This is a genomic window from Streptomyces sp. GESEQ-4, assembly GCF_017948455.1.
GTDB lineage: Bacteria > Actinomycetota > Actinomycetes > Streptomycetales > Streptomycetaceae > Streptomyces.
The window spans coordinates 95088-108215 of record NZ_JAFFSU010000021.1; the positions used below are offsets into that span (position 1 = coordinate 95088).

The 13128-nt window shown below is 69.9% G+C and carries 10 protein-coding genes; 7 read left to right on the top strand and 3 right to left on the bottom strand.

Going from position 1 to position 13128, the window contains the following annotated elements:
* Positions 1 to 43 precede the first annotated feature (43 nt).
* A complete protein-coding gene (locus KCH48_RS31725; RefSeq protein WP_210579019.1) occupies positions 44 to 1006 on the top strand; it encodes a bifunctional riboflavin kinase/FAD synthetase in 963 nt (320 codons plus the stop codon).
* A 72-nt stretch (positions 1007 to 1078) separates the two neighbouring features.
* On the opposite strand, the gene KCH48_RS31730 is transcribed toward KCH48_RS31725, so the two are convergent.
* From KCH48_RS31730 to eccE, 3 genes are all read right to left on the bottom strand, one after another.
* A complete protein-coding gene (locus KCH48_RS31730) occupies positions 1079 to 4168 on the bottom strand; it encodes an SCO5717 family growth-regulating ATPase (RefSeq protein WP_307841004.1) in 3090 nt (1029 codons plus the stop codon).
* 184 nt (positions 4169 to 4352) lie between these two features.
* Entirely contained in the window at positions 4353 to 5201 is an 849-nt protein-coding gene (locus KCH48_RS31735; RefSeq protein ID WP_210579026.1) for a hypothetical protein, read from the bottom strand.
* Positions 5201 to 6514: a type VII secretion protein EccE gene (gene eccE / locus KCH48_RS31740; protein WP_210579044.1), complete on the bottom strand. Its 1314-nt coding sequence runs from the start codon at positions 6512 to 6514 to the stop codon at positions 5201 to 5203. The genes KCH48_RS31735 and eccE overlap by 1 nt, the downstream gene beginning before the upstream one ends.
* Before the next feature lie 431 nt (positions 6515 to 6945).
* Between eccE and eccB the strand changes: the two genes are divergently transcribed.
* From eccB to KCH48_RS31770, 6 genes are all read left to right on the top strand, one after another.
* Complete coding sequence (gene eccB, locus KCH48_RS31745) at positions 6946 to 8526, top strand: type VII secretion protein EccB (RefSeq protein WP_210579047.1); 1581 nt, start codon at positions 6946 to 6948, stop codon at positions 8524 to 8526.
* 240 nt (positions 8527 to 8766) lie between these two features.
* Entirely contained in the window at positions 8767 to 9078 is a 312-nt protein-coding gene (locus tag KCH48_RS31750) for a WXG100 family type VII secretion target (protein WP_210579049.1), read from the top strand.
* A gap of 116 nt (positions 9079 to 9194) precedes the next feature.
* Complete coding sequence (locus KCH48_RS31755) at positions 9195 to 9485, top strand: WXG100 family type VII secretion target (RefSeq protein WP_210579052.1); 291 nt, start codon at positions 9195 to 9197, stop codon at positions 9483 to 9485.
* A 324-nt stretch (positions 9486 to 9809) separates the two neighbouring features.
* The gene (gene mycP, locus KCH48_RS31760; RefSeq protein WP_210579056.1) at positions 9810 to 11078 is read left to right on the top strand and encodes a type VII secretion-associated serine protease mycosin; all 1269 of its coding nucleotides are present in this window, start codon (positions 9810 to 9812) and stop codon (positions 11076 to 11078) included.
* A gap of 81 nt (positions 11079 to 11159) precedes the next feature.
* On the top strand, positions 11160 to 11510 hold the full coding sequence (locus tag KCH48_RS31765; protein ID WP_210579059.1) for a hypothetical protein: 351 nt from the start codon (positions 11160 to 11162) through the stop codon (positions 11508 to 11510).
* A gap of 36 nt (positions 11511 to 11546) precedes the next feature.
* Positions 11547 to 12989 carry a hypothetical protein gene (locus KCH48_RS31770; RefSeq protein ID WP_210579069.1) on the top strand — a complete coding sequence of 481 codons (1443 nt, stop codon included), beginning with the start codon at positions 11547 to 11549 and terminating at the stop codon, positions 12987 to 12989.
* Positions 12990 to 13128 lie beyond the last annotated feature (139 nt).

Genomic DNA, 13128 nt, shown 5'->3' on the forward strand with positions numbered 1-13128 from the left:
ACGGACACGGGTTCGACGAGTGTGCGAACAAGGAGCAGACACAGTGCAGCGCTGGCGTGGCTTGGAGGACATCCCCCAGGACTGGGGGCGCAGCGTCGTCACCATCGGGTCCTACGACGGAGTTCACCGCGGACACCAGCTGATCATCCGGCATGCCGTGGAGCGCGCCCGCGAACTGGGCGTCCCCTCCGTGGTCGTCACCTTCGACCCGCACCCCAGCGAGGTCGTCCGCCCCGGCAGCCACCCGCCGCTGCTCGCCCCGCACCATCGCCGCGCCGACCTGATGGGCGAGCTGGGCGTGGACGCGGTGCTGATCCTCCCCTTCACGACCGAGTTCTCGAAGCTGTCGCCCGCCGACTTCGTCGTCAAGGTCCTGGTCGACAAGCTGCACGCCAAGGCGGTCGTCGAGGGCCCCAACTTCCGCTTCGGCCACAAGGCCGCGGGCAACGTGGAGTTCCTCGCCGAGCAGGGCAAGGTCTACGACTTCGAGGTCGAGGTGATCGACCTGTACGTGTCCGGTGAGGCGGGCGGCGGCCAGCCGTTCTCGTCGACCCTGACCCGCCGACTGGTCGCCGAAGGGGACGTCGAGGGCGCCGCCGAGATCCTCGGCCGCCCGCACCGCGTCGAGGGCGTGGTCGTCCGCGGCGCCCAGCGCGGCCGCGAACTCGGCTTCCCCACGGCGAACGTCGAGACCCTCCCGCACACCGCCATCCCGGCCGACGGCGTCTACGCGGGCTGGCTGCACGCACAGGGCGAGGCCATGCCGGCCGCGATCTCCGTCGGAACCAACCCGCAGTTCGACGGCACCGAGCGCACGGTGGAGGCGTACGCCATCGACCGGGTGGGGCTGGATCTGTACGGGCTGCATGTGGCCGTGGACTTCCTCGCCTATGTGCGCGGGCAGCGGAAGTTCGACTCGCTGGAGGCCCTGCTGGAGGCCATGGCGGGGGATGTGAAGCGCTGCCGCGATCTGATCGGGGCTGCGGAGGGTGGTCCTGCCGTCTGATCCTGGCGGGAACTGCGTGAACGCCTGAGGGCCGGCACCCTTGTGGTGTCGGCCCTCAGGCGTTGCTGCCTTCTACTGCTGGGTCCAGCCCGGCGGTACGCCGCCCTGCTGCGGAGCCTGGGGCGGCGGCGCGGGCTGCTGTTGCTGCTGCTGCTGCCATCCCTGGTCCGGTCCGGGCTGGCCGGGCTGCTGCGGAGGCTGCTGCCACTCCTGGCCCGGCTGGGGAGCGCCGCCCGGCTGCGGGTAGTGCGGCTGGGGCTGTTGCTGGGGCGGGTACCCCTGCTGGGGCTGCTGGTACTGCATGTGCGGGTTGCCGAAGCCCTGCTGGGTCCGCGCGATGTCCTCGGCGATGAGGGCGGCGAGGTCGAAGTAGGCCTCGCGGGTCTTCGGCCGCATCATGTCGAGGTCGACCTCGGCGCCCGCCGCGAGGTGCTCGTCGAAGGGGATCACGACGACACCGCGGCAGCGGGTCTCGAAGTGCGCGACGATGTCCTCCACCTTGATCATCTTGCCCGTCTCGCGGACACCGGAGATCACGGTGACCGACCGCTGCACGAGGTCGGCGAAGCCGTTCGCCGACAGCCAGTCCAGCGTCGTCGAGGCGCTGCTCGCACCGTCCACCGACGGCGTGGAGATGATGATCAACTGGTCGGCGAGGTCCAGCACTCCGCGCATCGCGCTGTAGAGCAGACCGGTGCCCGAGTCCGTGAGGATGATCGGGTACTGGCGGCCCAGCACGTCGAGCGCGCTGCGGTAGTCCTGGTCGTTGAAGGTGGTGGAGACCGCCGGGTCCACGTCGTTGGCGATGATCTCGAGGCCGGACGGCGCCTGCGAGGTGAAGCGGCGGATGTCCATGTAGCTGTTCAGCTGCGGGATCGCCTGCACCAGGTCGCGGATGGTCGCGCCGGTCTCGCGCCGGACCCGTCGGCCGAGCGTGCCGGCGTCCGGGTTGGCGTCGATCGCCAGGATCTTGTCCTGCCGCTCGGTGGCGAGCGTGGCGCCCAGCGACATGGTCGTCGTGGTCTTGCCGACACCGCCCTTGAGGCTGATCACCGCGATCCGGTAGCAGGACATCACCGGCGTACGGATCAGCCCCAGCTTCCGCTCCCGCTCCGCCGCCTCCTTCTTTGCGCCGAGCTTGAAGCGGGACGGGCCCTGGTTGTTCTTACGGGCCTTGGGCTGGTTGCGCAGGAGGCGGTCCGAGGACAGCTCGACGGCGGCGTTGTAGCCGAGCGGGGTGCCGGGGGCGGCTTGCTGCTGCTGGGGGGCGCCGGGGCCGGACTGAGGGCCGGGTGGGGCGGTCCAGCCCTGGTTGCCCGGGTTGGGGTGGTTGCCGTAAGGGGCGGAGGGGGTTGTGGGGTGCTGCTGCTGGGGCGCCTGCGGGGGCGTCTGCTGCTGGGGCTGCGGCTGGGCCGGGGGCTGTTGGTTCGGGGCGGGCGGCTGCTGCGGCTGCTGGTAGGGCGAGGGCTGCTGCGGCGGCTGGGGTGCCTGCGGGTAGCCGTAGCCGGGCTGGGGTTGGGGCTGCGGCTGTCCTTGGGGAGGCTGGGCCGGGTTCTGGGGGTAGCCGTATCCGTCGGGCTGGGGCTGTCCGGGCTGGCCCGGCTGCTGGGGATAGCCGTAGCCGGGGGCCTGCGGGTGTCCCGGTTGCGGTTGTGGCTGCGGGGCGTGAGGCGGCTGGGCGGCCTGTCGTGGGTCGACCGGTGCCGGGTGTCCACCCTGTGCCGGATAGCCGGGCTGCTGGGCCGGGGCTGCTGTCGGCGGGCCGAACGCGCCCTGCGGCGGGGCCTGGTGGGGCGGCTGCTGCGGGGACTGGGCGGGGTTCTGGGGGTAGCCGTAACCGGCGGGCTGGGGTGCCTGCTGCTGCGGTACGCCCTGCCCTGCCTGCTGCGGTACTCCCTGGGCAGGCTGCGCGGGCACGTAGCCCGGCGGCAGCGGCGGGATCGCCTGGCCGGCCTGGGGCGCGGGGGCCGGCATGGCGGGGCCGGCCTGCGGCTGCTGCCCCTGAGGGGCCGCCGGCGGGGCTTCGGGAGCGGAGGGCTGCGCCTCGGCTTCCGGTCCTGCTTCCGCCGTGGCTGACGCCGCGTCGGTGTCCGGCTGCGCGGGGGAGCCGGCGTCGGACTGGGCGACCGCGGTCCCCTGCCCGTCCGTACCGTGCCCGTCCGTACCGTCCGTTTCGCCCGAACCGTCCGCCTCGGGCGCCGACCCGGCGGAGCCGTCCGCCTCGGCCTCGGCGCCGCGCTCCGCTTCCGGCTCCTCGTCGTCGGAGGCCTCACCGAACAGCCGCGCGGCCTCGGCGTCGGCGGCGGCGTGGTTGAGGTCGGGCAGCGGCTCACCGGGGGCGGGCTCGTCGGGGGCGCTCGCCGCGGGGGCGGTGGCCTGGGACGGGCCGCCCTGGGAGTCCTCGTCGACCGGACGCAGCACCGGGAAACCGGGCGCCGCGGGAGGCGGGGTCGACGGCTGCTGCTGCGCCGGTACGTGACCGCCCGAGGTGTCCTGGCGCTGCTGGGGCACGCTCGCCGACGCCTGCTGGGGGTAGCCGTATCCGCCGGGCGGCGGGGCGTCTCCGGCGGCGGGGGCGGACGTGCCCGGCTGCTGCTGGGGGTAGCCGTATCCGCCGGGCGCCGGGATGTCTCCGGCGGCAGGGGCGGCGGTGCCCGGCTGCTGCTGCGGAGGCTGGGGCGCTTGCGGCTGGGCGGGCTGCGGCTGGCCGGCCTGCGGTGGGGCAGGCTGCGGTTGGGCCGGTTGTGGCTGGCCGGACTGCGGCTGGGCCGGCTGCGGATACCCGTAGCCGTCGGTGCCGCCCGTGCCGGGCTGGTTCGCGCCGGGCGCGTCCGACGTGGGCTGCTGCGGTGCGGGGGCGCGATAGGTGTACGGCTGCTGGGGCTGGGCCGGCGCGGGAGCGCTCGGTGGGGGAGCTTGCCGTGCGGGAACGCCGGGTGGTCCGGAGGACGGCACGGCGGGCGATCCGGTCGGCGGCGGAGGCTGCGGTGAGGCAGGCCCGGGGTTGCTCGGTTCGTCGTTCGCGGAGCCACTCTGCGGCTTCGGGGCGTACCAGGCGGGAGGCGTGTAGACGATTTCGAACTCACCGGTGAGTTCGGTCTCCTGCTCGTCCCCGTCAGAGGACGGGCCGCCGCCGTTGTAGTCGGACCGATCCCTGTTCACTGCTTGCCTCCTGGTCAGCCACTGCTGCTGAGTTGGTCGTCGCGGCCGGGCGGACCGAGTGGCGAACCCCACGCGGCTGCGATCGTCACCGCATCACCAGAAGCCTAATCACTCGCATCGCGCTAGGGAAAAGCGCCCACGGGCACGGCCGGTTCGCACCCCATGCCCGGAAACGAAGACGCGCTCAGTCCATGCGACGGGCCACGCCGAGCAGGCCCGTCTCCGCGTCCGTGGGTTCGGTCATCACGAAGGTGCGGTGCTTGCGAGTGCACCACAGAGCGACGCTGTCATGAAGGTTCGACAGATACTGCAACGGCTCGTCCGGGATGCCCAGAGTGTCCCGTACGATCTCGGTCTCCTCGGGCGAAATGCGCTGAATGCCGACCAGTTGGGCCTGGGCCAGCCAGCGCGGCGCGTGCTCGCTGACGAAGGGCAGCACCGTCACCACGGCCTGCCACGGCAACGCGGTCACCCGGCCGCGCGGCGGACGGATGCCGCAGTCCCGGATCAGGACGACCGGGCTGGATACGGAAGGGCCCTGCGCGGGCACCCGGCCCACCGGATACACCGTCACGCACTGCTGGCCGCCACCCGCCGACTGGGCCAGCTGCTGCCACGCCTGCGGCCGACCGGTCTCCACGCCCACGCGCGCGCCGGTCGCGGCGATCCGCAACGCCAGCACCTGGGCCAGCCAGAGGCCGCCCACGAGCACGACGTCGAAGGGGGTGGGGCGGGACAGGCCGAGCACGGCGGGCTGTGACGCCCGGTCCGTGCCGATGATCACGCCGTCGTCGCCGATCGGCATGCTGATCGCGGGAAGTTCGTCGACGGTGACGACGTGGCGGTTGCGGCGCGGTCCGCGCAGCCCGAACCCCGGGCTGAAGACGCGCCGTTGCTGCCGCGGCTCCGGCTGCCGGATGATCGGGATCATGCCGGTGTCGGAGGGCGAGGCGACGTGTGCGGGGGTGGCGCGGCCCGGCTGACCCGGCTGGCCGGGCTGGCCCGGGGGCATGGTCGGTGCGGGGTGGGACATCAGTACGTACCTCCGAGCGGCAGAGTGGCGAGGGCTCCGGGGACCTGCTCCCGGTCGAGGCGGACCAGACCGACCTTCGCGGTGCTCGCCGTCCGCTCCAACTCCCGTCCCACCTGGCTGAGTTCGCTGTCACCTCGGGCGGTGACACGAATGTGTCCCGCCAGGGAGACACCCCGGCTGCCGGCCTTGCTCAGGGTCACGCTGAACGTCGTCGCGAGCACCGGGAGCGAGGTGAACTGCGTCACCAGCGCCGGCAGCGCCACACCGCCGTTCCCCAACTGCGGCCAGCGGGACACCCAGTACGTCGTGTGCCACCGGTCGTCGACCCGCCACGTCCGTACCGATTCGACCGAACGGCGCTGGGTCCGGCCGTCCTGGCCGTGCTGCGCGTTGGCGCGCGGGTTGAGGCAGCTGGACGTCGCCAGCGCCTGCACCAGCTCGTTCTCGTCCAGGACGGTCGCCTTGAACCCGGCCCCGGCCAGTCGGCTGGTCAACTGGTCCGCCACCCGCAGCAGCGCGCGCTGCGCCCCGGGAACACCGTCGCCGCGGGCCTGAACCGCCTCCGGGCACAGCTCCGGGTCCAGCTTGAGGGCGACCCAGGTGAGCCGGAGCGCGGGCGAACCGGTCTGCGCCTGCAGGGGGCCGTACGACCGCGCGGCGATCGACTGCTCGGGCAGATGCGGTGCGGGCGCGGGCTGGGTGTGCTGGACCACCTGGGCGGAGGCGAGCCGGATTCCGTCGACCTCAAGCGCCTCCTGGATCAGCTTCAGCGGCAGCTCCCGCCCGGCGCCCCCGGGACGCAACGGCTGGTCCGCCGGCTGCACGAAGAGCACCGCGGTCAGGAAGGTCCCGTCGCCGATCAGACCGATCGAACGGTCGTCACGGGACAGGAACTCGTGCGTCCGCAGCGCCGGATCGCACTCCACGACCGGAGCCAGCAACGCGTCCGTACCCGGCGGCACCGGCAGCTTGGCCTCGCGCTGACGGCGCCTCAGCGCGCGCGCCGTGTCATACCACTCGGCCAGCGGCCGACGCCCCCGGCGCAGGACCGCGAGAAGCAGCAGCAGCGCGGCCACGGCACCCGCGGGGGCCAGCAGCCAGGACACGTCGGTGACCCAAGCGACGAGCATGACGGCCGCCGCGAGTTCCACCAGGATCAGCTGCTGCAGCCGTACCGGGCCCATACCGCCGGGAGTGGGCAAGGTGCGCGGCGACGCGGCGGCGGGGGCCGGAGTCGACGTACGTCCACGGTCCGGACCGTCCGGTTCCTGCTGTGCGCGGCGTCCGCGCCGAGTGCTCGTAGCGCTGGTCATCCCCCGGGACATCCCTTTCGCGAAGTCGTGGCCGTTCGGCGGGCGTCCATCGGCCCACATCGTCCATACGAGTGGCTCACGGTACCCGCTGCCGGGCACGGACGGCACAGCGGCGCAGGGGACACCGACCCCGGGTGGCCAGCCTCGCACGGACCGGCCCCGCATGGTGGAGCGCTGTCGTGAAGCTCTGTGAAGATGATCTGTGAAGATGCGGAGACGGCCGTACCCTGATGGACCGCCGCATCGCGGCGCAGGGCATAGTAGGTGCCTGCTCGGCCGGAGCGGCGGCCTCGCGTACCACGGTCAGGCCTCAAGATTCGCGGTCAGGCACGGCACCAGTCGCGGTCAGGCACGACCGGATGCGACCGGACGCGACACGACCGGGCGCGGTCGAGCACCATCGGGGACCAGAATTCGGGAGACACGGGGACATGGCAAAGCAGCGTCGGGATGAGCTCGCCGCCTACACGTTCGCTCGCAAGCGCACCGTCGCGGCGTTTCTGGCGCCGTCCCCGGGAGGCTCCGAAGAAGGCGCACCGCGTCCGGTTCGTACGGTGATGCCCAGCCTGGCGGTGGGCGTCGTGCTGGTGATCGGCTTCATCGCCTGGGGCGTGATCAAGCCCAGCGCGCCCAAGGGCTGGAACACTCCCGGCGAGTACATCATCGTCGACAGCGACTCCACGACGCGCTACGTCGTCCTCAACGACGAGACGTCGACCGGCAAGAAGACCAAGACGCTGCACCCCGTCCTCAACTACGCCTCCGCCAAGCTCCTCCTGGACAAGGGCAAGGGCAGCGTCATCGAGGTCCCCGGCAAGGAGATCGACAAGAGCGGCATCCCGCACGGCGCGACCCTCGGCATTCCGTACGCCCCCGACCGGCTGCCCGCCAAGGCCGACGCGGAGAAGGCGAAGACCTGGGCGGTGTGCGAGCGCCCGGCCTCCGGCTCCGGCACGGACGACGCCATCGACCGTGCCGTCTTCGTCCTCGACGCCGACGACGCGAAGTCGCTGGCCGGCGCGGGCAAGGTCGACCCCCGCGAGGCCCTGTACGTCACGGACCCCAAGACCGACCAGGAATTCCTGGTCGACGGCAAGGGCAACCGTTTCCTGCTGGGCGGCCCCTCGGGTCTCGACGAGACCACCATGGAGCAGCTGCGCGCCGCGGTCATCGGCACCACGTCCGAGCCCCAGCCGGTGAGCCAGGAGTGGCTGCGCACCCTCAACGAGGGCGGGGTCATCACCTTCCCGACGGTTCCGTCCGCCGGCCAGACGACCGCGGTCCAGGGACTCCCCGCCGAGGTGAGCACCGTGGGTCAGGTCCTCAAGGCACAAGAGGCGCAGGGCCCGCAGTTCTACGTCGTCCTCCAAGACGAGATCGCCCGCATCACGCCGTTCGTCGCCGCGCTGCTCCAGGTGAAGGACGGGGTCGACCCCATCGATGTCGACACCCGCGACATCATCGAGGCCAACGGCGGCCCCGCGGACAAGTTCTACGCGGACAAGGGCTGGCCCGAGACCGTTCCGCGCCAGGCCAACCCCGCGGCCACCGCGACCGGCGAGGCCCGCAACACCTCCTGCAGCGTGTACGACGGCACCATCGGCCCGGACAGCAAGCCACAGCTCGCCGCCTGGGCCGGAACGGCGTACCCCAAGCAGGTCGTCGCCGAATCGCTGAGCGCCTACGTCTCCTCCGGCTCGGGCCTCCTCTTCCAGGAGGTCGCCGGTGCGACGGGCGGCGGCGGTGCGACATATCTGCTGACGGACACGGGTCTGCGGTACTCGCTGCCGACGAACAACGACAGCGAGGCGGCGGAGGCGGAGGGAACCGGCGGGGGCTCGTCCTCGTCGGAGGGCGAGTCCGGCGACGCGAGCGAGACGGCGAAGGCGCGTACGCGGCTGGGCTACGAGGACGTTTCCAACCCGGCGTTCGTACCGCAAACTTGGGCGACATTCATCCCGAAGGGCCCCACTCTGGACACGGGCAGCGCGGCGCAGCCGCAGAGCCAGTGACGTACTGAGTGGTGCGCTGGGTGATGAGGGTGACACCCCAACGGGCTTGCGGCCGAGGGGACTTGACAGCAACAATCCACCAGCGCATCGCGCGTGTGTGTGAATGCTGTAACTGAAACACCTTGCCTGTGGGTATGAGACAGGCGGAGGATAGAGTGCTTCCAGCGTTCACGAACGGAACGCAACTCCGGGACTGGTAAGGGTTTCCCGGATCAACGACGACATGGGGGAAGGTTCAACATGGCCGGCCAGTTCCGGGTAACAGAGGACGAACTGACCAAGCTCTCCGGTGACATCACCACGGTGAACGGTCAGCTGCAGGGCGAGGTCCGCCGTCTCAACGGAGTGATCGACCAGATCACCGGCGGCTGGCAGGGCCAGGCGGCCCAGTCGTATCGCCAGCTGCAGGAGCGCTGGAACGCGGACGCGAAGAGGATGAACGACATCCTCAACGACATCAAGGAAGCCGTGGACTCCACGCGGAGCAACTACACCGCGTCGGAAGAGCAGCAGAACTCCGAGATCAGCAAGATCATGTCGGACTTCGGCTGATCGAGCCGTAGGGCAGCCGCCGCCCGCTTCGGCGCGGCGCCGCCCATCTCTACAGCTTCTCTGCATCCCACCGATTTCCGCAGACTCTTCCTGAGTCGGACTCTTCCTGAAAGGGAATGACGATGTCGATCCTCGTCAATTACGCAACCATCACCAACGCTTCCACGGACGTGAAGACGACCGCCGGACGCATCAAGCAGCAGCTCGACGACCTCGAGGCCGCGGTCAAGCGCGTCGCCAACTCCTGGGAAGGCGAGGCGCAGGAGGGCTACCAGCGCAAGCAGCGCGAGTGGGACCGCACCGCCGCCGACCTGCACGCGACCCTGCTGAAGATCTCGACGGCCCTGCAGAGCGCGGCCGACAACTACCAGGCCACCGAGAAGAGCAACGCCAACACCTGGGGCTGAGCCCGTCGGCGGCCCGAGGGGTGAGCGTGAATGCGGAGGATCGGCCCAGCAGACGCGAAGGCGTCGGCTGGGCCGCCCCTTTCTGAGGGGCAGCACACACCGCGTCCCCCGAATCTTCACATCCGGGGACGGGCCGTTAACGAGCATGCTTCAGCGTCGAAGCGTTTGCAGTGCCTTCGCGTGTCTTTGCGGTCACCGAAGTCAACGAAGCGGGCGCGGCGGACGTAGTAATCGAGTGAGCGAAGTAGCAGTCAAAGCAAGCCAGCAGGCAAGCAGCCAACAAGTGAGCATGCAGGTGAGCAAGGAAGCCCTGGGAGTCTGGACATGAGGGGCCTGGACGTGGAGGGCCTGACAGCCCGTTCGCGCAGCGGCAAGAGTGGAACCCGCGCACTGCAGCGGGCCTTTGGCGTGCTCGCGGCGATGGGAATCTGTCTGGCATCCGCTCCACCGGCACTGGCGTCCGACGACTCGGGCAATCCGGACTTCGGCCTGTCGGCCAGCTCGGAGTGCGTCTTCGGCGGTGACGTCATCAAGTCCACGCCCTGGTCACTCCAACGTGTCCTCCTGGACCAACTCCGCGAACAGGGGACGGGCAAGGGCGTCACGGTGGCGGTGATCGACACCGGCGTCGACGACTCGAACCCCCAACTCCGCGGAGCGGTGGGAGGCGGCAAGTCCTACGTCGGCGGCAAAGCCACCGAAGACCTCGAAGGCCACGGAACGCGGGTAGCGGGCATCATCGCCGCACGCCCACTCCAGGGCACGGGCTTCGTGGGCATCGCACCGGAAGCCAAGATCCTCTCCTACCGCTACACCGGCGGGGAGGAGAAGGAGGGCAACTCGGGCACCATGGCCTCCGCCATCAACGCCGCGGTCACCGCGGGCGCCGACATCATCAACATCTCCTCCGACACCGCGGACAAGTCCGACAACCTGATCCTGGGGACGGCCGTGGCGAACGCGGTGCGCGAGGGCGCCCTGATCGTCGCTGCCGCCGGCAACGACGGCGCGGACGGCAAGTCGGCGAACACATATCCGGCTTCCTACGACGGCGTCCTCGCGGTAGCAGCCTCCGACCGCAACGACGAACGCGCCTTCTTCTCCCAGTCCGGCGACTTCGTCGACATCGCAGCGCCGGGTGTCGGAATGGTCTCCACGGTCCCGCAGGGCGGGCAGTGCACCGCGGACGGCACCAGCTTTGCGGCGCCGTATGTCGCGGGTGTGGCTGCTTTGCTGAAACAGAAGCACCCGGATTGGAAAGCGTCCCAGATCGCGACCCGCCTCGAGGAGACGGCTCAGCGGCCGGGGCGGGGGCCCAATCGGTTCATTGGGTGGGGTGTGGTCGACCCGGTTGCTGCGTTGTCGGATGACTCCACGCCGGCGACTTCACCAAAGCCGGATCCGGTGGTGGCGGCGGGTGGGGGCGGGGTCGTTCCCATGGCGGTGACCATGGGGGAGACCGAGGCTGAGCGGGACCGTCGTATCGCCATGTATGTGTTGGGCGTTGGGGCGGCTCTGGCGTTGGTGGTTGCGGGGGGCGGGGTGGCTGTACGGGACTGGCAGGCTCGGCGGGGTGGTCGGGCTGGTGGGTAGTAGTAGTGCAGGTTGGGCGATGGCTTGGGCACCGAGTGGGTGCGCCGACAAGTTGAGGAACAGGGGAGAGGACAACGGGGTATGAGTAACGGGATGCGGGTCGATCTGAGCGCGCTGGATGAGGTCATCCGGAAGCTCTGGACGCTGCTGGACGATATGGACAAGGCGGGGCAGACGTCGCGGTACAACACGGAGATCCCGATGGACGCGTTCGGGAACTCTTGCCTCTTTTTGGAGGCGGGGGAACTGCACTCAGCTCACAAGGAGATGAAGACCGACCTTGAGAACGCGATCAAGAGCCTGCACGGGTTGATCGACAGGTTTGGCACGAGCGCATCCAAAGTTAAGGACAAGTACTCCGAGCAGGAGTACGCGAACAAGCAACAAATGGGTGGTGACCCCGGGGGGGCGAACGGCGCGTTCGCAAGGTAGTCGGATCGAGAATCACCTTTTAAGGGAGGAGTTCAAGTGGCTGGTGACAAGGATCTGCCTGCGCCCGTGATTGAGAATGATGTCTGCGTTGCGGACCCGGGGCGGCCCCAGACCAAGACTCAATTCATCGAGTACTCGCTCAAAGAGCTCAAGCAGATGCTTGACCTCACCAACCCGGGGGCGATCGAGGAGGCAGGCCGTAACTGGACCAAGGTCAACGAGCTGCTTTCCGGTGGCGAAGGAGGTGGCATCGCTGGCCTGCTCGACAAGGCGGTCGACAACGTCTTGGAGCACTGGGAAGGTGAGGCAGCCACGAGTTTTGAGAAGAAGGCTCGCCAGATCGCGCAGAGCATCAGGAATGCGGCTTGGCACGCTGACCTCAACAGCTCCCAAATGGCTGACGCTGGCTCTCAGCTACGCAGATTCAAGGCGCAGCTGGACGCGATCGAGGAGCCCAGCGGCTGGGCCAAGGTTGGCGACGCTCTCAGCGACTGGAAATGGGACAACGGCGAAGCAGTAGCCAGCGACCTCAAGGACCGCCAGCTCACTGCCAAGGAAGTCGCGGAAATCAACGAGGGCAAGATCGGTGCGAGCCGTGAAGCCCAGCTCAACGGTGTTGCCGTCATGGAGGACCTCGCGGCTCAATACATGCGAGTCACGCGGAACTTGAAGAACAACAAAATCGTCGAGGACGGTCAGGGCAATATCAAGGAGCCCAACGGTCAGGTGGAGTACCCACCACCTGTCGTCTCGCCCGGTGTGGGTGCCTCCAGGCCAGGTGCCTCGGGGGCGGGCAACAAGCCGTGGAGCGCCGGTCCGACCACGAGTGTGAAGCCGGCCCCAACGGGGCCCCGTGACCAGGGCATCACGGGAGGCACGCAACTCCCGACCAGCAAGACGAAGGTGGACAGCATCTCCCCGGGTCTGACGGGGCCTGGTCCCGGCACTGGCACCGGGAGCCCCGGCGTCGGCGGTGGCGGCGTTGGGACGGGAGGAGCGCAAGGCCCGGGCATCGTGGCTCCTGGCGGAGGGACCGGCGTCGGACGTGGTACGGCCGGACGCGGCGGCATCGGTGTTCCGGGCGGCGGTCGCGCGGCTGGCACTGGCGCGGGAGCAGGCCGCGGTGCCGGAGGCCGAACCGGTATGGGCGGCATGGGCGGCGCCGGAGCCGGCGCAGCTGGCCGAGGCGGTGCTGGCGCTGGTGGACGTGGAGCCCTCGCGAAGTCCCGTGGCGGTGTGGTCGGAGCGGCCAAGGGCATCACAGGCAAGGGTGCCGGTGGCGGTGCGGGCCTGCACGGCAGCCGCGGCGGAACCCAGCGTGGAGCCGGTGCCATGGCTGGCGGCATGGGCGGTCGCAACGGCCGACGGCCCAACGACGAGAATAGCCAGGGCGAGCGTCCCGACTACCTGGTCGAGGACGAAGAGACCTGGATCTCGGAAGAGGACCGCAACCGAAACGTGCCGCGGACCATCGAGTAGGCACACGAGTGAGCCGCACGGATAGAACGTGCGGCTCACTCGCATGAAGACTGGCGGAACCAGTCGTGGTTTGAGTGAGGAGCAAAGAAGTGAGTTTCAAGCGAGTCTGGTCTACGGCGGGAGTCGTGACGCTGACAGG